The 23,274-nt window shown below is 62.2% G+C and carries 23 protein-coding genes; 17 read left to right on the forward strand and 6 right to left on the reverse strand.

The genetic code is table 11. The features are described from left to right. Positions 1–630: 630 nt before the first annotated feature. Positions 631–1,179 carry a hypothetical protein gene (locus AC1Q9M_RS18880; RefSeq protein ID WP_492435066.1) on the reverse strand — a complete coding sequence of 183 codons (549 nt, stop codon included), beginning with the start codon at positions 1,177–1,179 and terminating at the stop codon, positions 631–633. Continuing rightward, the gene (locus tag AC1Q9M_RS18885; RefSeq protein ID WP_492435068.1) at positions 1,166–1,588 is read right to left on the reverse strand and encodes a hypothetical protein; all 423 of its coding nucleotides are present in this window, start codon (positions 1,586–1,588) and stop codon (positions 1,166–1,168) included. Before AC1Q9M_RS18885 ends, AC1Q9M_RS18880 begins: the two co-directional genes overlap by 14 nt. A 591-nt stretch (positions 1,589–2,179) precedes the next feature. On the opposite strand from AC1Q9M_RS18885, the gene AC1Q9M_RS18890 reads away from it, so the two are divergent. The 6 genes from AC1Q9M_RS18890 to AC1Q9M_RS18915 all read left to right on the forward strand — a co-directional run bounded on the left by AC1Q9M_RS18890 (position 2,180) and on the right by AC1Q9M_RS18915 (position 7,996). Beyond that, the gene (locus AC1Q9M_RS18890) at positions 2,180–3,004 is read left to right on the forward strand and encodes an IclR family transcriptional regulator (protein ID WP_492435070.1); all 825 of its coding nucleotides are present in this window, start codon (positions 2,180–2,182) and stop codon (positions 3,002–3,004) included. Positions 3,005–3,009: 5 nt separating this feature from the next. Further along, positions 3,010–4,206, forward strand: a complete 1,197-nt coding sequence (locus tag AC1Q9M_RS18895; protein WP_492435072.1) for a M24 family metallopeptidase — start codon at positions 3,010–3,012, stop codon at positions 4,204–4,206. Continuing rightward, positions 4,203–5,480 (forward strand): pyridoxal-phosphate dependent enzyme, encoded by a 1,278-nt coding sequence (locus AC1Q9M_RS18900; RefSeq protein ID WP_492435074.1) that lies wholly within the window; start codon positions 4,203–4,205, stop codon positions 5,478–5,480. Before AC1Q9M_RS18895 ends, AC1Q9M_RS18900 begins: the two co-directional genes overlap by 4 nt. 86 nt (positions 5,481–5,566) lie before the next feature. Next, positions 5,567–6,538 (forward strand): Bug family tripartite tricarboxylate transporter substrate binding protein, encoded by a 972-nt coding sequence (locus AC1Q9M_RS18905; protein ID WP_492435076.1) that lies wholly within the window; start codon positions 5,567–5,569, stop codon positions 6,536–6,538. Positions 6,539–6,560: 22 nt separating this feature from the next. Then, a complete protein-coding gene (locus AC1Q9M_RS18910) occupies positions 6,561–7,568 on the forward strand; it encodes an Ldh family oxidoreductase (protein ID WP_492435078.1) in 1,008 nt (335 codons plus the stop codon). Positions 7,569–7,732: 164 nt separating this feature from the next. Continuing rightward, a complete protein-coding gene (locus tag AC1Q9M_RS18915) occupies positions 7,733–7,996 on the forward strand; it encodes a hypothetical protein (protein ID WP_492435080.1) in 264 nt (87 codons plus the stop codon). A 295-nt stretch (positions 7,997–8,291) separates the two neighbouring features. On the opposite strand, the gene AC1Q9M_RS18920 is transcribed toward AC1Q9M_RS18915, so the two are convergent. Both AC1Q9M_RS18920 and AC1Q9M_RS18925 read right to left on the reverse strand, forming a co-directional pair. Further along, on the reverse strand, positions 8,292–8,984 hold the full coding sequence (locus AC1Q9M_RS18920) for a GntR family transcriptional regulator (RefSeq protein ID WP_492435082.1): 693 nt from the start codon (positions 8,982–8,984) through the stop codon (positions 8,292–8,294). Beyond that, entirely contained in the window at positions 8,981–10,312 is a 1,332-nt protein-coding gene (locus AC1Q9M_RS18925) for a C4-dicarboxylate transporter DctA (RefSeq protein ID WP_492435084.1), read from the reverse strand. The genes AC1Q9M_RS18920 and AC1Q9M_RS18925 overlap by 4 nt, the downstream gene beginning before the upstream one ends. 469 nt (positions 10,313–10,781) lie before the next feature. On the opposite strand from AC1Q9M_RS18925, the gene AC1Q9M_RS18930 reads away from it, so the two are divergent. Continuing rightward, positions 10,782–10,988, forward strand: coding sequence for an NAD(P)H-binding protein (locus AC1Q9M_RS18930; RefSeq protein ID WP_492435086.1), 207 nt, complete (start codon positions 10,782–10,784; stop codon positions 10,986–10,988). Positions 10,989–11,171: 183 nt separating this feature from the next. On the opposite strand, the gene AC1Q9M_RS18935 is transcribed toward AC1Q9M_RS18930, so the two are convergent. Next, the gene (locus AC1Q9M_RS18935; protein ID WP_492435088.1) at positions 11,172–12,056 is read right to left on the reverse strand and encodes a LysR substrate-binding domain-containing protein; all 885 of its coding nucleotides are present in this window, start codon (positions 12,054–12,056) and stop codon (positions 11,172–11,174) included. Between the two features lie 190 nt (positions 12,057–12,246). On the opposite strand from AC1Q9M_RS18935, the gene AC1Q9M_RS18940 reads away from it, so the two are divergent. The 6 genes from AC1Q9M_RS18940 (at position 12,247) to AC1Q9M_RS18965 (ending at position 17,800) form a co-directional block, all read left to right on the forward strand. Further along, positions 12,247–12,996, forward strand: a complete 750-nt coding sequence (locus AC1Q9M_RS18940) for an SDR family NAD(P)-dependent oxidoreductase (protein WP_492435090.1) — start codon at positions 12,247–12,249, stop codon at positions 12,994–12,996. A 38-nt stretch (positions 12,997–13,034) separates the two neighbouring features. Further along, positions 13,035–14,021 (forward strand): TRAP transporter substrate-binding protein, encoded by a 987-nt coding sequence (locus AC1Q9M_RS18945; protein ID WP_492435092.1) that lies wholly within the window; start codon positions 13,035–13,037, stop codon positions 14,019–14,021. Between the two features lie 89 nt (positions 14,022–14,110). Further along, a complete protein-coding gene (locus AC1Q9M_RS18950) occupies positions 14,111–14,626 on the forward strand; it encodes a TRAP transporter small permease (RefSeq protein ID WP_492435094.1) in 516 nt (171 codons plus the stop codon). A gap of 29 nt (positions 14,627–14,655) precedes the next feature. Then, positions 14,656–15,915: a TRAP transporter large permease gene (locus tag AC1Q9M_RS18955; RefSeq protein ID WP_492435096.1), complete on the forward strand. Its 1,260-nt coding sequence runs from the start codon at positions 14,656–14,658 to the stop codon at positions 15,913–15,915. 29 nt (positions 15,916–15,944) lie between these two features. Next, positions 15,945–16,799 carry a transketolase gene (locus AC1Q9M_RS18960; protein ID WP_492435098.1) on the forward strand — a complete coding sequence of 285 codons (855 nt, stop codon included), beginning with the start codon at positions 15,945–15,947 and terminating at the stop codon, positions 16,797–16,799. Further along, positions 16,796–17,800 (forward strand): transketolase family protein, encoded by a 1,005-nt coding sequence (locus AC1Q9M_RS18965; RefSeq protein ID WP_492435100.1) that lies wholly within the window; start codon positions 16,796–16,798, stop codon positions 17,798–17,800. The genes AC1Q9M_RS18960 and AC1Q9M_RS18965 overlap by 4 nt, the downstream gene beginning before the upstream one ends. A gap of 172 nt (positions 17,801–17,972) precedes the next feature. On the opposite strand, the gene AC1Q9M_RS18970 is transcribed toward AC1Q9M_RS18965, so the two are convergent. After that, complete coding sequence (locus AC1Q9M_RS18970; protein ID WP_492435102.1) at positions 17,973–18,668, reverse strand: FadR/GntR family transcriptional regulator; 696 nt, start codon at positions 18,666–18,668, stop codon at positions 17,973–17,975. Between the two features lie 36 nt (positions 18,669–18,704). On the opposite strand from AC1Q9M_RS18970, the gene AC1Q9M_RS18975 reads away from it, so the two are divergent. The 4 genes from AC1Q9M_RS18975 to AC1Q9M_RS18990 all read left to right on the forward strand — a co-directional run bounded on the left by AC1Q9M_RS18975 (position 18,705) and on the right by AC1Q9M_RS18990 (position 23,263). Then, entirely contained in the window at positions 18,705–19,607 is a 903-nt protein-coding gene (locus AC1Q9M_RS18975; protein WP_492435104.1) for a LysR family transcriptional regulator, read from the forward strand. 109 nt (positions 19,608–19,716) lie between these two features. Further along, entirely contained in the window at positions 19,717–20,736 is a 1,020-nt protein-coding gene (locus AC1Q9M_RS18980; protein WP_492435106.1) for an ornithine cyclodeaminase family protein, read from the forward strand. Positions 20,737–20,760: 24 nt separating this feature from the next. Then, positions 20,761–21,780, forward strand: coding sequence for a dihydrodipicolinate synthase family protein (locus AC1Q9M_RS18985; RefSeq protein ID WP_492435107.1), 1,020 nt, complete (start codon positions 20,761–20,763; stop codon positions 21,778–21,780). A gap of 13 nt (positions 21,781–21,793) precedes the next feature. Then, the gene (locus tag AC1Q9M_RS18990; RefSeq protein ID WP_492435109.1) at positions 21,794–23,263 is read left to right on the forward strand and encodes an NAD-dependent succinate-semialdehyde dehydrogenase; all 1,470 of its coding nucleotides are present in this window, start codon (positions 21,794–21,796) and stop codon (positions 23,261–23,263) included. Positions 23,264–23,274 lie beyond the last annotated feature (11 nt).

The following is a 23,274-nucleotide window of genomic DNA, read 5'->3' on the forward strand; positions in this document are numbered from 1 at the left end:
TACCACCGGCGTGCGCATGTTCCAACATTGCGCCCTGGGCCGATGCCCAAGTCTCCATAGACGGCCCCGTTGGGTGGGCGCAGGGCGCTCAGCTCCACGGACCCTCCGGCCGCACCGCACTATAGGTCTATGTTCAGGATTCCCTGTGGCCGGCAGAAGCAACACTTTCCAGTTCGCCGATGCCTACGTCTGAGATGAATTGAGATAGCGATCGGCAAGGCTTTTCGCGGTTCGCTCTGTTCTCCGAGGGGCGCCTCGAAATCGTAACGGGCTTAAGTTGCCGCTAAAATCCCAGTACAGCAACCTCGTGGTGCAAACGCGAGGGGCTTAGCCGATTGCTCACAGGTGGCAGGAGAGTTGGGGTCAATCCCCGCCAGCCGCACCAAACCTCGCGTTTCGAGCAAGTGCCCGCACACATCGGGTGAGACACATCATCTTTCGCTGCAACTGACTCCCACGGAATGGGGCACATCGCATTGATGGACCTAGAGTCGGGACTGATCTATCTGAAACAGCCTGTGCCCGATGCGTGCCTTGCTTGTGCCGCGCCCCCCAACTCAGTTCAACTTAGGTGGTTGAAAACGACCCTTGCACTTGTGCCGTTGCATGGCCGAGGAAGGACTCGCTCCCTCACGGACATTGACTTAACACATCTGTTGGGCTTATTTGCAGCGGTTGCTGCCAGTCTTGATTTGTTGCGGATCGACCGATCTGCGTCGCGTTGCAGTCGTGGGGTCCAAGCCGGCTCGTGGACTGAGCGGCAGCTCTTTTGCTCGCTGGAGACCATGAGGGGTGAACTGCCTCCCACCTCAATTCCGGCTTTGCTTTCGGTACGACGCCTGCTCTTACGACCCCAACATCAACACAGTACATGCCAAGATCGTGGGCACTCCGGACCTTAACGTTCATGTGGAGTTCGACTTCTTCGGCATCATTTGCTGCAGAGAAGTAGCTGAAGTTCCACGGATCCCCGTTGGTGCTTGTCTTAACCGCGAAGTACGCCTTGCCTTTTGGGTTGTGGACCCGAACTTCGAAGCTTTGTGCCTTGTAGTGTTCGGCAAATCCAGTGATCGAAGCAAGTTCGAGAAGCTTTGATTGACTTAAACCAATAGCCTCGAACGCTTGCGCGTGCCTGCGAATCACGCGCTTGATAGCAGACTGAACTTTAGCGAGGTCCATCGCCTGCTAGCTGCTGAATGAGTTCAACGTAAGATAGTTCGAGAAGTTCCTTGACCTCCTCGCGCGCAAGGACGTTCTCGATCGCCTCAAGAGCACTCCTGAGTGACGAATGCAGTTGGCCTCCGCGCGAGAAGTCCTGTGCGCCAATGCGAATACGGGTCACATCAGCGGTCTGGAGTAGAGCTGCGGAGTTGTCGAGTGCCCAATAGTTTGAAGCAACGAGACCGTGGAACTTCTTAATGCCGGCCAAAAAAACCACCTGATCAGCGAGATCCTGCCTCGGGGCAATGCCCGCGTCAGCGAAAATTGCCGGCAAGGCAAGTTTGACGCTCTCTGCATATCCCTTGATCTGCTCGCGCAATGCGAACGGCAGTTCAGCCACTGTAGAGGACAAGAGAACGATGGACATGAGGAATGAGATCTAAAGCGCGAGTTAACCGGAGCAGTAGGGTATAGCGACGGCTGGACCAGAATGAAAGGCGGGCCCGGACTGCGGCATGCCCCACTGTTTCCAGCTGAATGAAAGGTTACCGGCCCTCGAGAGCGAAAAGGAAGAGCGCCGCAAGTGAACTCGGAACGACGCTGTGCAGCGCCGTCGAACCTAGTCGCCTCCGATGCGGCGCAAACCCTGCGGGAAGAGAACGAGCGACTGCGCGGTGGGGTAGCGTACGAATACATGAACTACCTCCTGGTCGTCCAGGTATTTGTCCGCACCCCCACTGGGTCCACTTTCAGTGGAAGACAACACGGTATGTCAAGCGCGTGGTACGACCGGCAAGGAGCAGGCTCGGCCTCGGATCTGGCTTCCTTGTTATCTGGTCGAGTATCTACTGGAGATCGAGATGACAGACAGGCAATGCGCTCGGAGCAGCACCAAGCGGCATCGGCAAGGTTCATGGGGTAGCGATCCGCCGTCTTGTCACGGCAGACCCCTTGACCCTGCGCGCACAGGTGTGTGACAATTTCAATCACAGGAACACCGTACCGATTATAGGAACACATGACCACCAATCAATCTTTGTCGAGAGGCCTCCAACTGCTCGACGCTATCAATGCCAGCTCGGAACACCTGGGGATTCGCGAGGTCGCGCGCTTGCTCGACATCAGCCCTTCCATTGCGCAACGGCTGGTCAATACGCTGGTCGAGGCCGGGTATCTGCAGCAGGTCGTGGAGACACGCAAGTACCGGCTAGGTGTGAGTGCACTTGCCCTGGGTTCGAAGATGGTGCGCAGCGACGAGCTCTATACCAACGCCTCGAGCGAGCTGCGCATCCTTGCCGAGCAGCACCAACTCAATGGCTTCCTGGGCGTGATCCAGCAGCACGCGGTCGTCTACCTGCACACGGTGCAAAGCCATGGTTCCATCGCCATCCGCGCTGCGGCGGGGCAGCGCATTTCGCCGCACGCCACGGCCTTGGGCAAGGCCCTCATGGCCGAGTTGCCGTCGGATCGCGTTGACGACGTTCTGGGCGCGGCCCCCTACGCCGCACGCACCCCGCACACGCTCACCACAGCGCGCGCCTTCGCCAAGGAACTGGAGCAGACCCGGCGCCGGGGCTACTCGATTGCCGACGAAGAAAACGAGCTGGGCGTCGTGTCCATCGGTGCGCCCATCCGCAACCATGACGGCATGGTGGTGGCGGCCATCAGCGTGGCTTTTCTTAAGGCCCAGCGTGGGCCTAAGGAATGGCCCGAGATAGCCGACCTCGTCGTGCGTGCCGGGCTGCGCTGTTCCGCCGCGCTCGGCTTCGCCTTCCCCTCTCCCTCGCAGGCCGCCGGCGTTGCGGCATCGGCTCCTGCGCGCCGCATCACCACCACCCACTGAGACCTATGGAAACGCTTCTGAACAAACCGCGATTGAAATCGCTCGCTGCCCAACACCAGCTCGATGCCTTGGTGGCCACCTCGCCAGAGAACGTCACGTACGCTAGCGGCTACTGGGCGCTCTCCCAGTGGATCCGACGCGGGCCGCAGGTCTATGTCCTGCTGCCGGTGGACGATGTCGAGCAGGCCCGGGTCATCGCACCCACCTCGCTGCTCGATCAACTCGTCGATCAGGAAGACGTATGGGTGCAGCACGTCACGCGGTACGGCTTCTTTCACGTGGACCGTTCAGAGGGCCCGATGACGCCGCTGGACAGCCGTCTCCTGGGCTTCTTCGAACAGCCGGACGAAAAGGATGCCATCTCGGCCCTGGTCCAATCCATCCGGTCGCACGGACTCGAAAAGGGCACCCTGGGCATCGACGAAATGGGTTTGATGCCCGGCCATTGGGAGCGCATCCAGCAAGCGCTTCCCGACGCGAAACTGGTTCCTGCCATGAAGCTGTTTCGCGAGATCCGTGCCGTCAAGACCCCGCAGGAAGTCGAGCGGCTGCGCCGCGTCGCGACGATCGCGGAAGAGTCGGTCGCCGCGGCCCTGCAGGTCGCGCGGCCGGGCATCTCGGAGATCGAAATGGCGCGCGTCTTCCACGCCACCACCGTGGAGGGCGACGCAACGCCCGTGCTCGGGTGCCTGGGCTTCGGAACCAGATCGGCCATGCCCAACGTCTACCCGTCCCACGCCAAGCTGCAGGCCGGCGATGTCATCCGCTTCGACTGCGGTGGCCGCTATGGCAACTACCGTGCAGACATCGCTCGCATCGCGGTGTTGGGCGAGCCGGACAAGAAGCTGGTGAACTACCACAAGGCCTTGCACAACGGTGTGATGGCGGCCTTCGAAACGATCCGGCCGGGCGTGAAGTCATCCGCCGTGTACGAAGCGGCCATGGACGCCACGCGAAAGTCGGGCATTGCGCACTACAAGCGCAGCCACGTCGGCCATGGCATCGGGCTCGACGGCTACGACATGCCGGACCTCACGCCCAGCAATGACCAGGTCATTGAAGAAGGCATGGTGATGTGCGTCGAAACGCCGTACTACGAATTCGGGTGGTGTGGCCTTCAGGTCGAGAACACCGTCGTCGTGCGCAAGGACGGCGTGGAACTGCTGCACCGCGAGGACGGCGCCCTGAAGGTGATCGCGTGACCCGACCTATGGCCTTGCAGTGCCTGCGTTGCGGCACGCTGTACCCACCCGAGGCCCAGCGCTGCGGTTGCACGGCTTGCGCCGGGAAGCTGGCGAGCAACCTGCGCGTCGTGTACGAGCCGCAGGCGGTATCGAGCTGGAACTTCAAGGAGGCCAACGCCAGGCCACCCGGCATGTGGCGCTACGGCGAGATGCTGCCAGTGCCCGCCGCGCAGGCGGTCACGCTGGGCGAGGGTGGCTCGCCCCTGCACCACGCGAGCCGGCTGGGCGAGGCGCTTGGCCTGAAGGCCCTGTACATCAAAGACGAGTCCTGCAACCCGACGCACTCGTACAAAGACCGCTTGAGTGCCGTGGCCGTCTCGCACGCCCTGCAGCAGGGCGCGTCCGTCGTTGCCACGGCCTCATCGGGAAACGCCGGGGCGTCCCTGGCGGCCTACGCCGCGCGCGCCGGCCTCCAGTGCGTGGTTGCGTCGATGAGGGGCGCGTCCGGCCCGATGATGGCGCAGATCCGCAAGTTCGGAGCGCACCTCGTGATGATGGACGACAAGTCCTTGCGCTGGCCGCTGCTCGCGCAAGGCGCCGCGCAACACGGCTGGTATGTCACATCGCCGCATTCGGCGCCCGTCGTGGGCAGCACGGCAGTGGGCATCGAAGGCTACAAGACCATCGCCTATGAAATCGTGAGCGACCTCGGACACGCACCCGACTGGGTCGTGATGCCGGTCTGCTATGGCGACGCCCTTGCGGGCGTGGCGCAGGGGTTCGAGGACTTGCTCCAGGCCGGCGAGATTCACCAGCGCCCGAGGCTGGTGGCCGCCGAAGCCCACGGCTCGTTGGCCAAGGCCATCGACGCCCATGCCGAGAGCGTGGACGCGGTCGATGCCGGCTGCGCCACGCTGGCTGCATCGGTCGGCGCGAACCAGAGCACCTACCAGGCGCTTCATTGGCTGCGCGCAACCAACGGCCTGGCCGTGCGGATCGGCAACGATGGCCTGATCGAACTTCAAGAGCTTGTGGCCGCCCGGGAGGGCTTGTTGTACGAGCTGGCCAGCGTCATGCCAATGGCGGCCGCCCGGCAGCTTGCGCACGGGGGTGCGATGGGGCCGGACGACACCGTCGTCTGCGTGGCCACGGCCTCCGGCCTCAAGGACACCGACAAGTCGACCGGCCACTGGGATGCCCTGCCGGTCGTCGAGGTGCGACCCGAGCAGATCGCAGCGCTTGCGAATGCCACCCAAAGCCTGTTGCAGCAGCGTGCCGGGTCGGGGCGCTAGCAGGAACAACCCGCGCCCGACCTTCTCTTGGCTTCAGTTTCCTCTTGCCATTCCAGAACCCCGTTGTCCTTTTCAGGAGTGCTTCCATGCTTCGACGTTCTCTCATTGCTGCTGCGGCAGTGGTCCCCGCAGTGCTTGTGCACCACACCGTGTGGGCGCAACCTGAGTTTCCATCGCAACCGATCAAGATCGTCGTGCCCTTCGCGCCTGGCAGTGGGCCCGATGTGTTCGCACGGCTGATCGGCGAGAAGTTCAGCGCAGCCTACAAACAGCCGGTGGTGGTCGAGAACCGCGTCGGTGCGAGCGGCATGATTGGCAGCGAGTTCGTCTCGCGTGCGCCCGCAGACGGCCACACGCTGCTGGTCGCAACGCCCTCGAACACGATCGCGGCGGTGGCTGGTCGCAAGCTGTCGTTCGATCCCGTGAAAGACTTCGCCCCCATCGGCATGGCCGTGGCGCTATCGCCGATCTTTATCGCCCATCCGGATGCGCCTTGGAAGAGCCTCAAAGAACTGATCGCCGCTTCGAAGGCGCGCCCGGGTCAGTTGACGGTGGCGTCGGGTGGTGTCGGCAACTCCCAGCACCTCGCAGCCGAGTTGCTCATGCAGTCCGCCGGAATCGAGATGCTCCACGTGCCATTCAAGTCGAGTTCAGAGATCGTCACAGCCGTCATCAACAAGTCGGTCGACGTCTCGTTCGTGGACCCGTCGGCCATTCCCATGGTGAAAAGCGGTCGGGTCAGGGCGCTCGCCATTGGCCCCGGTGTGCGCTCCAAGGTGCTGCCCGATGTCCCGACCGTGGCCGAAACCGGCCTGGCAGGGTACGACTACACCAGTTGGTACGGGCTGGCCGCCCCAGCCCGCACGCCTCAGAACGTGATCGCCTCGCTGAACCGAGAACTCGTCAAGGCGCTGGCGGACGCCGACGTGCAGGCCAAACTGGCAACCGCCTCGATGGAGGTGAGGGCCAGTTCGCCCGAGGCGCTGGCCACCTTCATGGCCCAGGACGTGGCGCGCTGGAAGCAGGTGGTCGACACGGGGCGGATCAAATTCGAATGAGCTCCAACGGAATGTGAGCGCCATGGGTGTAGTGAGCGTCTCCCTCGAAGAACTTGAGACCGTGATGGAGACGGCGCTGATGTGCCACGGGGCGTCCCGCGCCGCCGCCAGCGCGGTCGCGAAATCGCTGGCGCGCGCGGAGCAGCTCGGGAACACCTCTTGTGGCCTCTTGCATCTGGAGAGCGACTGCGCGCAACTGCGCAGCGGGCGCGTGAACGGTGCGGCCGTGCCGCAACGGATCGACATTCGCCCTGGCGTGGTGCAGGTCGACGCCCACTTCGGCTTCGTGCAACCGGCCTTCGCGCTCGGCTTGAGCGAGGCCGTGCAACGGGCGAGGCAACTCGGTATCGCGGTTCTCGCGATCAGCCGCGCGCACACCAGTGCCAGACTCGGCTACCTGCCGGAGCAAATCGCCGAGCACGGGCTCATCGGAATTGCCTTCACGAACGCCTCCGCGAGCGTGGCGGCACCTGGGGGGTCAAGGCCTCTGCTGGGGACCAACCCCATCGCGATGGCCGTGCCGGACGGCAATGGGGGCATCGCCTTCCAGTTCGACCAATGCACCAGCGCGGCGAACCTGCGGCACGTGCGCGAAGCCGCGCGCGACGGCCGCCCCATTCCCGAAGGTTGGGCCGTGGCGCGCGACGGCCAGCCCACCACGGACCCGGTGGCGGCGTTGGGCGGCGCCCTGCTGTCCGCTGGCGGGAGCCGCGGCTTTGGCATCGGCCTGATGGTGGAGGTGCTGGCATCCTTCTACACAGGATCTGCCATGTCGATGGACACCCGCAGTCTGCAGGCGGTCGATGGCGCGCCGCACTCGCTAGGTGTGTGCAGTGTGCTCATCGATCCGACCGCGTTGGCGCGTGAGGGCTTCTGGTCCGCCCTTGCTCGACTCGAAGCCGCTATGCGTGAAGAGCCTAACACCCGGCTACCGGGGGCAGGAAAGACGAAGCGCCAAGCGATCAGTGTTAGCCGAGATGCTTGGATGAAAGCCGTGCACCTCGCAGAAGCAGTCCGAGAAAACCGATAGCGTATTCACGCGGGGTGACGATAGCCTTTTCCTCACTCTTGCCTCTTGTTGCCTTCGCACCCGCAGCACGCTTCGCGTAGGCACCTCAAGGTCGGTTCGTGACTGCTCTTGTTTGGTTGCGTCACATCACGAGGGGCGCGAGCGCTGACCTAGAATGGGCCTCCGTGCTGCCGCTCGTATATCGAATTGAGGGCGGGATGGAGGCGAGGTTGCGGTTCGAGCGCGAGGTGTTGGCGCCAGCTGCGGGAGCGTTCGAGGCGGGACAACGCGAGCACGCGGTGATGCTGCTCACCGACGGCATCAACGGCGTGGGGCAAGGGCCAAGCCAGTACCTGCCGGGGCGCGAACGGCGGCTGCGCGACGCCGTTCCATGCACGCTCTGCTCATCTTTTCGAATGCATTTCCCGCGCTTTACGAGGACGCTTTGATGCCGTTGGCCACGCTGACGCAACCGCTGCATGGCACGAAGGTGCTAGACGTGAACCGAGCTATCGAGGCGGATGCCGCAAGCGCGACGCATGCATGTGCCTGAAAGGAGACCCGGCGTGCATCGGGACTATCCATTGGCTCTTCAATGGGATCGTGTTGGACTTTCCCGCAGTTTCTTTCTGATGATCGCATTTCGACACGCAGGCTGAGGAGGCAATCGGTTGAGCATTAAAAGGGTCGATTGATTCAAGGAGCGATGCCTGTCATCGACGCGAGCGTCAATGGGTGAAACTGCTAGTCCCCGGTGAATTTTCGAGATGTCGCTAAGGGCTTTAAGCATTCGCGTAGCCGGTCGTGCGATAGAGGCTCATCGGGCTTCAGGGCTGCTTCCACATGGCCGATGTGAGAAATCATGCGTTCGCGCGCAAGCAAAATATCCCCTGTTCCGAGCGCCTCCACGATAGCTTCGTGCTCTGCGCAAGACTGGCTGGCGTCGTGCTGCGATTGGTACAGCGAGGCGGCCAGGGTGGTGCGGGCGGTGAGATCTCGCAGAATCTCGCTGAGGCCACGGTGGCCCATGGCCTCAGCTAGGCAAACATGAAAATCGGCTAGGAGAAAGGCACGGGTACCGGCATCGGCACCTTCTATCGCGCGCTGCTCGTCGGCAATGTGCGCGCGCAGGCGAGGAATCACCGCTTGCAGGGGGCGGCCCATGTCGGTGAGGATGCCCGACTCGATGATGCGCCGCGCGGAAAACGCGTCGCGCGCGTCCTCCACCGAGGGCTCCACCACGTACCACCCCTTGCGCGGGCGCACCTCCACGAAGCCGCGCGCCTGCAGCTGCATGAGCGCTTCGCGCACTTGTGTGCGGCTCACACTGAATAGGTCGGCAAGATTCTGTTCACCCAGGCGTTCACCCGGCGCAAGCTTCTGGGCGAGGATGGACTCCACAACCTGCTGAGCGATCTGTGTCTGGTTGTTGCTCATGAGGTCGATTGTGGCTGCACCACCGGAGCTCCTCCGGCCTGTTCGATCAGGGGCTCGATCGGCGCCACGTTCTGACCATCCAGCACGGCATGCGCGCGTTGCCGGTCGATATCGCCCTCCCATGCCGCAATGGCCACGGTGGCCACGCAGTTGCCGATCAGGTTGCCCAGCGCGCGCGCGATGCCCATGAACCAGTCTACCGACAGCACGAGCACCAGGCCGATCGCCGGAATGGCCGGGATGGCCTGCAGCGTGGCCGCCAGGACCACGATGGCCGATCCAGGCACGCCGTGCGCGCCCTTGGAGGTCACCAGCGAGATGGCCAGGATGGTCAGCAGATCCGTCATTGTGATCGGCGTGTTGGTCGCCTGCGCGATGAACACGGCCGCCAGCGTGATGTAGATGGAGAAGGCATCCAGATTGAAGGAGTAACCCGTTGGGATCACCAGACCCACGGTCGAGTCGCGGATGCCCATGTGCTTGAGCTTGCTCATGATCTGCGGCAACACGCTGTCGGACGACGTGGTGGCAAACACCACGGCCAGTTCTTCGCGGAGATAGCGCAGCAGCTTGAACAGACTGAAGCCCGACACCCGCATGATGAAGCCGAGCACCACCACCACGAACACCAGCACCGCGCCGTAGAACAACGCCACCAGCATGCCCAGTTGCTTGAGCGAACCGATGCCGTACTTGCCGACCGTGAAGGCGATCGCACCCAGCACACCCAGCGGTGCCAGCTTGATGATCAGGCCCATGGTCTTGAACAGCACGATTGACAGGTCTTCGATCAGCCCCGTGACGCGCCGACCGCGTTCGCCGACCATCGCCAGCGCACAGCCGAACACGATGGAGAACAGCAGCACCTGGAGCACGTCGCCCGTGGCGAAGGCGCTCACGGCGGTGTTGGGAATGAGCTTAAGCAGGAAGTCCGTGAAGCCGCCGCCGGTGAGCTTGCCCGCGTTCTCGGCATAGACGCCCATGGCCTTGGGGTCCAGCGCCCGCGGGTCCACGTTCATGCCCACGCCGGGCTCGAAAGCGAAGGCCAGCACCAGGCCCAGTGCCAGCGCAATGGTGGTGACCACCTCGAAGTAGATGAGCGACTTCACCCCCACCCGGCCGACGCGCTTGAGGTCGCCCGTGCCGGCGATGCCATGCACCACCACGCAGAAGACGATCAGCGGGATCAGCATCTTGATGAGCTTGATGAAGCCATCGCCAAGCGGCTTGAGCGCTACCGCCGTCTCGGGCCACGCCAGCCCCAGGACAACGCCTGCGATGAGCGCCAGCACGACCTGGCCAAAAAGGGATTTGAAGAACCTGGACATGGAAACTCCTCGATTTAGCTTGCCGACCAATCTTGCATACAAGAAATGTAGGCAAGAAGCCGATATCACAGACTTAGGGAAAGCCCGAATCGTTTTAATGTTTTGTATCCACGTATGACCTACTTCGATGGCGCGTTCGGCATCAATGACACATGGAGCTAGGCGGCGACGGTCGGTTGGTCGGCGATAGCGATAAATGACGCGTCGGGCGGCACGCTGCTCGGGTCAAGCGGCGGGATGTATGCAGTACCTAGACTTCGACCTCCTTCCAAGCGCCTCCCAAGGAAACCAACTCGCAAATTCCACCAAGCTGCCGACGAAGGGCTGCGTTCGCATGGCCCTCCTGACGTCACGGCATCCTGTACCGTCAGCAAAGACGACAGCGACGACAGCGGTAGCACTGGTTGTAGAAGGAACGCAGGCTGCCCCCCGTGCACGGGCCGAATCGCCACGTCGACGTGCGTAAGAGGTGTACGCCGACGCACACCGGCAAGAAGCCATCGTGCGCGCAAGCGCACTCGACCAGGTGCTCGTTCGACCTTCAGTGCTTAACGGCGAGCCAGGTGGCCTTGCGGTCCTCGCTCAAGTTGATCCTTCCGGTTCCCATGGCGTCGCCATTTGGCATGCGCACATCGCCACATTTGTTCTGAATCAGGTGGAACACGGAAGCTGGTAGCAGCACTCGCCACAAATCAGGTGGTGCAAGCTAACACGTCGCGAGAGCGATTTCCACATGCCCTGGAGCGATCCACGTTTGCATTGTTCTTAGTGGATTTAAGTTCCACTCGCAGTTCATCATGACCAAGACCATTTCTATCTCAGGTACGCATTGAAGCGGTCACGGATCAGGGCCGGAGCGTCAGGTCTTCGCCGCTTCGCCGTGCAGCCATGACAGGAACGCCTCGACCGAAGGTCGCTTGGCATGGCGCTCCGGATAGACTGCGAAGTGCGCCTTCACGCGGATCGCTTTGTCCACTCCGAATACCGCCTTGAGCCTGCCGTCCGCGAGGTGGCCAGCCGCGTTCACCGCACTCTCCAGCGCAACGCCCAGGCCTTGCGTCGCCGCGTCGAGCGACATCTGGGCCCGGTCAAATCGAACGGGAAATCGGTCCGGCGCGCGAAGGCGGGTGAAACGTGCAAACCAGTCAGACCATTGCACCACGCTCACATTGCTCTGGATCAGGGGAACCTCGAGCAACTGCTCAACACGATGGAGCGCGTGAGCCTTGATGAACGCCGCACTCGCCATGGGCACGATGGCCTCTTCGAACAGGGGCTCCACCACCAGTTCACCCCATTGGGGTATGCCGTAGCGCAGGTCGATGTCCGACTGGCCGAGGGCGAAGTCGCTGGGCGTATGGGCTGCTGAGAGGTTGAGGGAGATTTCGGGGTAGGCCTGCGCAAAACGGTGCAGGCGTGGCATCAGCCAGAGGCTGGCCAGGCTGGGGGCCGAATGTACATAGAGGCTGTTGCGAATTCCCTGCCGCAAGTCGTCGGTTGCCGAGGCGATGGCCGACAGCGCGGCACCCACGTGCAGCAGGTAATGCTCGCCCGCCGGGCTAAGGCGCACACCATGCGCGCTGCGCTCAAAAAGGCGGATGTCCAGCTGTGATTCCAACCGCGATATCTGGTGGCTGATCGCCGACGCGGTGAGGTGCAACTCGGACGCAGCCAAGGAGAAGCTGCGGCGGCGCGCCACGGCCTCAAAGGCTTGCAGATTGGCAATCGGGGGCAAGGCAGGCATGGGAACAACCCTGACATCAAATGACAAATCATCATCTTACGCTGACATCTAATCGCTTGCCATCATCTTGAGTGGCTCTGAGAATCCGTTTCCAGAACAGGAGACAAGGCCTCCAAATGCCACGCCATAGAACCCCCGTCCGGGGCGGCGCGTCCCCCTGCTCTTGTTCAACACACAGGAGACAAAACACATGCTGCTCAAAGATCAGGTTGCCATCATCACCGGCGGTGCCGGCGTCAATGGCCTGGGTTTCGCCACCGCCCGCCTGATGGCCGCACAGGGCGCCAGGGTCGCCATTCTCGATCTCGAACGGGCTGATCCGGCCGCGGCCGCCGCCCTGTTGGGCGAGGGGCACATTGGCCTGGTGGCCGACGTGACCAACAAGAATTCGTGTGAGGCCGCCGCCGCCGCGGTGCTTAAGGCATTCGGCCGCATCGATACGCTGGTCAACAACGCCGGTATCACCCAACCGGTCAAGACGCTGGAAATTACCGGTGCCGACTACGACCGCATCCTCGACGTGAGCCTGCGCGGCACGCTCCACATGTCGCAGGCCGTGCTGCCCGCGATGCGGGCGCAGAAGAGCGGCTCCATCATCTGCATCTCGTCCGTGTCCGCGCAACGCGGCGGCGGCATCCTGGGTGGCCCGCACTACTCGGCCGCCAAGGCAGGCGTGCTCGGCCTGGCCCGCGCCATGGCGCGCGAGTTCGGGCCCGAAAGCATCCGGGTCAACTGCATCACACCAGGCTTGATCGGCACCGACATCATCAAGGGCAAGCTCACCGAAGAGAAGAAGGCCGAGATCGCCGACACCATTCCGCTGGCCCGCCTGGGGCGCGCCGACGATATCGCGGGTGCTTGCGTGTTCCTGGCCAGCGAACTGTCCACTTACTGCACTGGCATCACGCTCGACGTGAACGGCGGCATGCTGATCCACTGATTTTTCCTTCCCACCACAAACCGACAGGAGACAAGACCATGCAACGCAAAACCTTCACCCGCACCCTGCTCGCTGTTGCCGCACTGGCCGCTGCATTGCCTCTGGCCGCCCAGGCCCAGGCCGTGAAGCTGACGCTCGGCCACGGCGCTGCGCCAGGCAACCCGCGCCATGAAGCCGCCGTCAAGTTCGCCGACGTGCTCAAGGCCAAGTCGGCTGGCCGGATCGAAGTACAGGTAGCACCCTCGGGCCAACTTGGCGACGATGCCGCCATGGTGACGGCGGTGCGCACCGGCGCGCTCGACATGACGGCCAACTCGCAAGGTGCGGTGTCGTCCGCTGTGCCCGAGTACGCGGCCTACGGCATGCCGTTCATGTTCTCCACGCCGGCGCAGGCCTTCCAACTGCTCGACGGCCCGCTGGGCAAGGAGCTGGCGCAGAAATCAGGCGACAAGGGCATGGTGGTGCTGGGCTACTGGGACAACGGCATCCGTCACATGACCAACAGCAAGCGTCCAATCAGCAAGGTCGAGGATATGAAGGGCCTGAAGATGCGCACCCCACCCGACGCGGTGCTGGTGGACATCATGCAGGCGCTGGGCGCTGAGGCACAACAGATCAAGTTCGCCGAGCTCTACGTGGCGCTGCAGCAGGGCGTCGTGGATGGCCAGGAAAACCCGCTGGTCAACATCCACGCCAGCAAGCTGTACGAAGTGCAGAAGCACCTGGCGCTGACCAGCCACATGTTCCAAATGACACCGTTCCTGATGAGCAAGCGCACGTGGGACCGCCTGTCAGAGGCCGACCGAAAGGCCGTGACCGAGGCTGCGGCGGAGGCCACCGCACTGCAGCGCAAGCTCTCTGCCGAGGCCGACGCCAAGCTGCTGGACGACCTCAAGGCCAAGGGCGTGCAGGTGACCACGGTCGACAAGAGCGCCTTTGCCAAGGCCACTGCCGCGGTGGACGACAAGTGGCTGGCCACGCCCATCGGCCCGTACCTCAAGAAGGTCATCGCCGCCACGCGCTGATCGCCACCCGCATTCCAGTCAGTCTTTCCCTGTAGCCGCTGCATGGGCAGAGTCCGCACGCGGACCCATGCAGTCCAAGGAGTACTCCGATGAACTTCATCGAACGGGCCGTTGTCGCCTTGTGCCGTCTGCTTCTGTGGATCAGCACGGCCGTCATCTTCGTCATCCTGGTGGTCAACACCGTGCTGCGCTACGCCACCGGCAGCAGCCTGCAATGGGCCAACGAAGTGCCCGAGCTGCTGTTCCCCTGGCTGGTCATGTCGGGCGTGGTGCTGGCGGCGGCGTACGGTGCCCACATCACAACCAGCTTCCTGATCGACACCCTGCCGGCCGCGTTGCGCCGATGGACGGCCATCGGCACCTGGCTGGTGGTGGCGGCTCTCTACGGGACGCTGGCCTGGGCCACCTTCCAGATGCTGGGCATCGTGCACGACGAGCGGTCGGCCATCCTGCAGGTGCCAGGTTCCGCCACTTACGGATGCGTCATGGTGGGCTTGCTGATGCTGAGCCTGCTGGCATGCAAGTCGGCCTGGAACGCCTGGCAGGCACCGCCAGTGGAGCACCACGCCGGCGAAGAACCTGTCGTTCCCACGGCGCACTGGTAAACAAGCAGCACCCACGCAAAGGAACAACCATGAGCGCTTTGATTCTTCTGGTCTTTCTCGGGGCGGCCGTGCTGGCTATGCCCATCGCACACGCCTTGCTGGTGGCCGCCATGGCTGCTGCCGCCACCTCGGACCGCGTCCCGCTGGACCTGCTGGTGCAGCAGATGGTGGCGCAGGTGCAGAGCTTCCCGCTGATCGCCATTCCCTTTTTCATGCTCACCGGCTCGCTGATGATGGGCGGCCGCCTGGGTGCTGCGCTGGTGGGGGTGTTGTCGACGCTGATCGGCCGTTTCCACGGCGGCCCGGCGCAGGTGGGCGTGCTGTCGTCTACGCTGTTCGGGGGCGTCTCGGGCTCGGCGGTGGCCGACGCATCGGCCATCGGTTCGCTGCTGATCCCTTGGCACAAGCGCCTGGGCTATCCCCCGGCCTTCTCGGCCGCCACGCTGGCCGCGGCCGCGACCATCGACATCCTGATCCCGCCATCGATCCCGATGATCCTATTCGCGCTCACGGCCAACGCGTCCATCGCAGCGCTGTTCGTCGCGGGCATCCTGCCCGGCCTGCTGATGTGCGGCGGTTTCATGTTCATGTGCTGGTGGGTCGGGAAGCGCCGGAACTTCCCGCGCGATCTCACGCCCATCGACTGGAGCGTGTTCCGCACCCACCTGCTGTATGCGTCACCCGCGCTGCTGCTGCCCGCGCTGATCGTGTTGTTCCTGCGCTTCGGCATTGCCACGCCGACCGAAGTGGCCGTGCTGTCCACGCTGTATGCAGGCGCCGTGTCGGTGGCGATCTATCGTGACCTTTCTTTCAAGCGCCTGAACGACGCAGTGGTGTCCGCCGGTTTGGCCACGGGCGTGGTGCTGCTGGTGATCATGGCCTCTGCCGCCATCGGCTGGCTGCTCACCTACGACCAGATGCCTTCCGGCATCGCACAGTGGGTAACGCAGAACGTGGACCAGGACTGGATCGTGATCCTCCTGATGAACCTGCTGATGCTGTTCCTCGGCATGTTCATCGACCTGCCCGCCGCCATCCTGCTGCTTACACCGGTTTTCCTGCCCCTGGCCCAGAGCATCGGCATGGACCCAGTGCAACTGGGAATCATGATGGTCGTGAACCTCGCGGTGGGGTTGTACACGCCCCCGGTGGGTACCACGCTCTTCATCACCAGCGCGCTGGCCAAGGTCAAGGTCGGCCAGACGGTGCGTGAACTCGGCCCCTTCTACTTCGTGGCCTTCCTCGTGCTGGCTCTCGTGTCGTACGTGCCCGCATCCATCTTGCGCTGAGCTCACTCATTCTTTTCAGGAGCATCTCCATGACTTCATCCATTGACCAATTGCCTGCGCTCGCGCAGTGCGCCCACCGCATCCGCCGCTTTGCGCTGCGCATGGGCGAGGTCCAGGGCCAAGGCTACATCGGCCAGGCCCTAGGCTGGGCCGACGTTCTGGCCGTGGCCTACGGCCACGCACTCAAGTTCAAGCCAGAGGACCCCGAGTGGGAAGGCCGCGACCGTTTCCTGCTCTCGCACGGCCACTACGCCATTGCCCACTACGCCGCATTGATCGAAGCGAAGATCGTCCCGGAAGAAGAGCTCGAAACCTACGGCAGCGACGACAGCCGCCTGCCCATGTCGGGCATGGCCACCTACACGCCGGGCATGGAAATTTCCGGAGGGTCGCTCGGCCAGGGCTTGCCCATCGCCGTGGGCCTCGCCCTGGGTCTGCGCCACCAGCACAACCCCGCCTTCGTCTACAACTCCATGTCCGACGGGGAGCTCGATGAAGGCTCGACCTGGGAAGCAGCCATGTCGGCCGCGCACCATGGCCTGGACAAGCTGATCTGCTTGGTGGACATCAACAACCAGCAGGCCGACGGGCCGTCGAGCAAGGTGCTGGGCTTCGAGCCGCTGGCCGACAAATGGGAGTCCTTCGGCTGGCATGTGCAGCGAATCGACGGCAACGACCTGGTCGCCGTGCTCACCGCATTCGACGCGGCGCGCCATCTGAAGGAAGCCAAGCCGCGCGTGATCCTGTTCAACACCCTGATGGGCAAGGGCGTGCCCTTCCTTGAAACACGCGACAAAAACCACTTCATCCGCGTCGATCCGCCCGAGTGGCAACAGGCCCTCGCCGTCCTTGACCAATCCGCGCCCGCAGGAGCCGCAGCATGAACGCCGTCGTTGAAAAGAAACCCCGCCTTACCACCTCGGCCATGATCGCTTCCATCGCGAGCGAAGGCCAGCGCGTGAAGGCCGCACCCTTTGGCAAAGTCCTGGTCGAACTGGCCGCGAGCCGGCCCGAGATCGTCGGCATGACCGCCGATCTGGGCAAGTACACTGACCTGCATCTGTTTGCACAGGCCTATCCCGAACGTTACTTCCAAATGGGCATGGCCGAGCAGCTGCTCATGGGGGCGGCCGGCGGAATGGCCAAGGCGGGCCTGATGCCTTTCGTGACCACCTACGCCGTTTTCGGCACGCGCCGCGCCTACGACTTCATCCACCAGGTGATCGCAGAAGAGAACCTCAACGTCAAGATGTGCTGCGCGTTGCCCGGCCTCACCACTGGATACGGCCCCAGCCACCAGGCGACTGAAGACCTTGCCATGATGCGCGGAATCCCAGGCCTGACGATCATTGATCCCTGCGACGCGCTCGACATCGAGCAGGCGGTGCCTCAGATGGCCGCGCACCACGGCCCAGTCTACATGCGACTGCTGCGTGGCAATGTGCCGTTGGTGCTCGATGAATACAACTATCGGTTCGAGCTAGGTAAGGCCAAGCGCCTGGTGGACGGTGACGACGTGCTCATCATCGCCAGCGGTTTCCTGACCATGCGCGCGCTGGAAGTGGCGCAGAAATTGAAAGCCGACAACATCGGTGTCTCGGTGTTGCACTGCCCGACCATCAAGCCGCTGGATGAGGTGACCATCCTCGCTGAAGTGCTGCGCAAACCGCGCTTGGTGGTGGTGGCCGAGAACCATTCGGTGATCGGTGGTCTGGGCGAGGCCGTGGCCAGCGCCTTGCTGCAGAACGGCGTACAGCCCGCTTGCTTCCGCTTCGCAGGCCTACCCGACGCCTACCTCGACGCTGGCGCCCTGCCCACGCTGCACGAACGTTACGGGATCAGCACCGACGCACTGGCGAAACGGGTCAAGGCGTGGTTGGGCTGAATTCAACAAACGTCGGTCGTTCCAATTCATCTTGCCTGCAGCCAGCTATCTGCGGCGCGGCAGCGCTTACACATCTAGTGGTACACGAGACGCGGATCAAAATCCGACTGTTGCAGCGCGTGCTTGCGTCGCTGCATGTTCGGGGAGTACTGGTGAGCTCAACTGTCTGCGCTCACGGCTGTTGACCAGGTGAGAGCGCATTGCAAGGCTGGCGCCTTCTGTGTCGCCCATCCCTGATGGCATTGAGTATCTTGGCATGTTCATCATTTACGTGCCGCAAGTAGTCAGCTCTCTTGGCCGTGATTTCCTCGCGTTTGTTTAGGCGTGCACGGGGAATCATGCTGCCCCCCATGGCGGACATCAGGTCGATGAATCTTGAGTTGTGGGTGGCTTTGGCGATCTGCAGGTGAAATTGGAAGTCTGGCTCCACCGCGTCTCGTCGCCCCTCGACGGCGGCGGCAAAGGATTCCAGAGCTGTCGCCATCGCTTGAAGCTGCTTATCCGTGCGTCGCTGTGCTGCGAGAGCGGCTGCTTCGCTTTCAACTCCAATACGAAGTTCGAGCACTGTCAACACATCTTCGAGCGTTGCGATTTGGTCAGGGCGAATTCGGAAAGTCTCAGCAGCTTCAGAATCCACAACAAAGCTCCCGATGCCGTGCCGGGTCACGACTTTACCTGCGGCCTGCAGGCGAGACACGGCTTCACGCACCACCGTCCGGCTCACCCCATACTCCGCGAGCAAAACCGCCTCGCTCGGTAGCTTTGCGCCCGTAGGCCATCTACCGTCACGAATGCCCTGTTCTAGGAGGGCTTCGAGAGTGGCGGCGAGCGGACGCCGTCGGCCATTGAGCTGTCTGATTCCTGACATGCTTAAATTATGAATGTTTCCCTACAGAATAGAGCTGTGCAAACCATCCTGGACTCGAAATGGCACTTGTTTGCGAAAGTCGCTGAGCTGGGCAGTCTTTCCCGCGCGTCCGCGGCCCTTGATATGCCCCCATCAGTGGTCAGCAGACACATCGCACAGCTCGAAGAGGAGTCGGGCAGTCGTTTGTTTAGACGTACGGGACGAGGTGTGGTGTTGACGGAGCTTGGGGAGCGAATCTATCCACGTATCAAGGCGATGATGCTGGAGGGCGAGCAACTCGCCGACGACATCCGTTCGAGCAGGGGCGTACCCATGGGGGAGGTTCGGCTTGGGTTGTTGCCTTCGACTGTGACATTGCTCGCCGGCCCGCTCTTCGCTGAAGTGAAGGAACAGTTTCCCGAGGTGCAGCTGCACATCACGGAAGGCTCCAGCGCGCAATTGGAGGAGTGGCTTAAGGAAGGACGACTGGATCTCTCCCTGCTGTTGCGAGAGGAAAACTCTGCTCGCTCGGATGAACCGGTACTGACGAAGTTGCCGCTTTTGCTGATCGTCCCCCTCGACCACCCACTTTCGCTTCGCAAGACCATCCCGTTCGACGAGGTCCTGCAGCTGACCCTAGTGCTTCCGCCCGACCCTCACCCCATGCGCGCGAGGCTGGAGATGCTCGCTCGGAAGAAGGGCGCTGCGCTCAATATTGGAGCGGAAGCGGACTCCATCCATCTTCAGCACGAAATCGCCGCGTATGGAGGCGGCTTCGCCATCACTGCGGGACAACTTAGCGAGCCTGAACGAAAGCGGCTTGCAACGCTGAACATTGTCGACCCTGTTCTCTCGCGCTCGGTGGTGTTGGGAACAACATCACACCGCCCATCCACTCATGCGCTGCGCGAGGTATCCAAGCTGATTCTCAGGGCGGCCCCAGCTTTGCTGAATTCGTAAGGTAAAAATTCCAAGCCAACCGGATTTCGGAAATCTGCTTTCGCGTCTCGACTCTCGCTCACAACGCGGTTGATCCCTAGCATGCGCTCCTATCTACAGGAGACATGCCTTGGGAACTTCCCTCCTCGATGCGGCCATCGTTGTGCCGCCGACCCTCTTCATTTCGGATGCCGATGTCGCGCAGCTGGCGGACTGGAGTTCTGCGGTTCAGGCTCTGCGCCAAGCCTATGGCAGTTCCATCAACCCCGCCATGGTGCCTCCGCGTTCGATGGCCCGGGGCGATGGCATCTGGTTGCGAGGACTCACCGCGATATCGCCCACTGGCGGCCACTTGGGTTGTAAGCTGATTTCGGCTTCCGTCAAGAACCGTCGGGCGAGCTACCTTATCTCATTGTTCGATGAAGCCACCATGGGCTTGACCGCCCTGATTGACGGAAATCGTGTCACAGGAATCCGAACGGCAGCTACCGCTGCGGTTGCTGTTGACAAAGCCGCCCCCAACAAGCCACTTCGCGTAGCTGTCATCGGCTCAGGTTTTGAAGCGCGTGGCCTCCTGCTTGCCATCGCATCCATTCGCGAGATTGCGCATGTCAAGGTCTTCAGTCCCACGCCCACCAGTCGTGAGCGGTTTGCCGCAGAAATGCGAACTCAAGAGGGTCTGGTGGTCGAAACGGCAGCCTCCGCGCAGGAGGCAGTTCAAGGTGCCGATGTCATTCTGTGCGCTGCGCGCAGCCGTGACGAGTCCCCGGTTCTTCGAGGTGAGTGGTTGGAACCCGGGATGACGGTGGTCTCCATTGGCTCTACGCTCCCAGAGCAGCGCGAGGTTGATGAAGAAGTCCTGGCCAGAGCCCATCTGATCGTCGCGGACATGGTCGATGAGGTGGCTCACGACACGGGTGACATGTTGGCTGCAGCTAGGGCCAACATAGATCTGACTTCCAAGTTCGTCTCACTCGCCGAGTTCATCGCTGGTAGAGCAGCGCGCCAGCATGCGTCCGACATCGTCGTCTACAAGTCAGTCGGCTCCGCTTTGCAAGACGTCGTCACCGCAGAAATGCTTTTGATCCGTGCCCGTGCGAGAGGCATTGGAACCCCCCTCGCAAACAGCATCGTTCCTGTCTCCAAGTAACAAACATCGTTTTAAAGGAAAGAAATGGCCTCGTACAAGCGCAAGGACGCCCGCTCATGGGCACGTGAACACTTGGTTGGTTGCTCTGCAGTGACCAACCCCTCTTTCTCTGCTGATCACTCCAAGCTCAACGAACGCGGCATCCGTCACGACATCGAACTCGCCAAGAAGTTGGGATATACCTACACCCTTCTGTGCACGGAAGTTGCCATCACGCCCGAAGAGAACGCGCAGTTCACCTCCTGGGCACGTGATTCGGGTGGAAAGGATTTTGGTCTCTTCTTTCACGCTGCTTTCGGCACTCTGGCCGAAAACATTCGAGCGGTAAAACTCGCTGAGAAGGCTGGAGCAGACATCGTCCTGCTCTCGTATCCACCTCAATTCTGGCCGACGACCGAACAGGAAATCTACGACTACACGAAGGAGTTTTGCGACTCGACCGACCTGGCCGTGATGCTGTTCCCGATTCCCCTCTGGGGTTTTGAGCGTGTGCATCCCGCAGGCATGTCCGTGGAATTTGTGCGTCGCGTCCTGAAGGACTGCCCCAACATCGTGGCCATCAAGTCCGAACAGGGCTTCCCCTTGCCGGCGGGTCTCTGCGAGATGTATCACCACTTCCGTGATGAGGTGGTCATCAGTTGCCCCATCGAAGGCGATGCCATTCCACTGATGAGCCTGATGAAGCTGCAGTTCTCCGGCACGAGCAACACGCAGTGGATGAGCGACTACTACCCTCGCGCGTTCAACCTCGCTCGCAAAGGCGAGTGGGAGGCCGCGATGACACTGTACTGGCAGGTCAACCCCGCGCGCAATGCCAATGGCGCCGCAGCGCAGTCGTATGCAGGTGGTACCGGCGTCCTGAACCGCACCATGTGGAAGTATCAGGACTGGCTGGCTGGCTTTAACGGAGGCCCGCTTCGGGCTCCTGCGATGCGGGTGCCCGACCGCTTCATGAAACAGCTTCGCCAAGGCCTCGTTGCCTCGAAGCTGCCCGTCACGGACGACCCCGACAGCCAATACATGGTTGGTCGCTTCCCATGCTGATCGCGGCCGTCGCATGAAAACGCTCCTCAAAGACGAAGGACTCTGGCGCGAAGCGGCGCTGATGGACGGGGAATGGATTTCCGAAACCCCTCACGGCGTTTCGGATCTCATCAACCCTGCCACAGGGGAACTTCTCGCTCGGCTGCCGCGCTGCAAAGAAGAGGAAACCACTCGCGCCATCTTGGCGGCGGACAAAGCATTCCGCACGTGGCGCAAGACCACAGCGAAGTACCGATCGCAAGTTCTCTATCGGTGGTGGCAACTCATCGTTGACGCCAAGGAGGATTTGGCCACCTTGATCACGCTGGAGGAAGGCAAGCCTTTGTCGGAGGCCCGGGGTGAAATCGACTATGCGGCGGGATTCGTTCAGTGGTTTGCCGAGGAGGCCAAGCGCGTGCGCGGTGACGTCATTCCCGCGCCGAAGGACACGCAGCGCATCGTCACGCTCAAACAGCCAATCGGCGTCTGCGCCGCCATTACGCCGTGGAACTTCCCCGCCGCGATGATCGCTCGAAAAGCCGGACCTGCTCTTGCCGCTGGGTGCTCGATGGTTGTGAAGCCTGCGAGCCAGACCCCGCTCACCGCACTGGCCTTGGGCGAGCTTGCCTTGCGCGCCGGTGTTCCCGCTGGCGTCTTCAACGTGGTCACAGGCTCGGACACACGAGCCATTGGTGGCGTGCTGACATCTCACCCGTTAGTTCGCAAGCTTACCTTCACGGGATCTACGGAAGTGGGTCGTGTTCTTCTGGAGCAGTCGGCCACGACCATCAAGAAGTGCTCCATGGAGCTTGGTGGCAATGCACCTTGTATCGTCTTCGACGATGCCGACCTCGACCTTGCTGTTGAGGGCATCTTGGTTGCCAAGTTTCGCAATACAGGGCAATCGTGCATCGCGGCCAACCGCGTGATGGTGCAAGACGGCATCTACGACGAGCTGGCCAAACGACTTGTTGAGCGCGTGACCAGCCTGAAGGTTGGAAACGGCTTGGACGACGGGGTGCAAATCGGCCCGATGATTGACGCAGGCGCTGTGAAGAAGGTGGAAGAGCACGTGGACAACGCAGTCGCTGCCGGCGCGCGAGTTCTCACTGGCGGCAAGCGCCATTTTCTTGGCGGCAGTTTCTATGAACCGACGGTTTTGATCGACGTGACGTCGAGCATGGCCATCGCCGTTGAGGAGACATTCGGTCCCGTCATGCCCTTGGTGCGCTTCAAAACAGAAGACGAGGCGGTCACGATGGCAAATGACTCCGAATTTGGTCTGGCTTCGTACCTTTTCAGCAAGGATGCTTCGCGCATTTGGCGCACGGCCGAGGCCATCGAGTCGGGCATGGTGGGTATCAACACCGGTTTGATTTCAACGGAGGTCGCTCCGTTCGGCGGGGTGAAGCAGAGCGGCCTGGGGCGTGAAGGCTCGCAGTATGGCATCGACGAATTTCTCGAAATCAAGTATTTGTGCTGGGACGGCATTCCCAGTCACTAGAACCACAAATT

The sequence above is a fragment of the Hydrogenophaga sp. GW823-FHT04C09 genome, assembly GCF_058796355.1.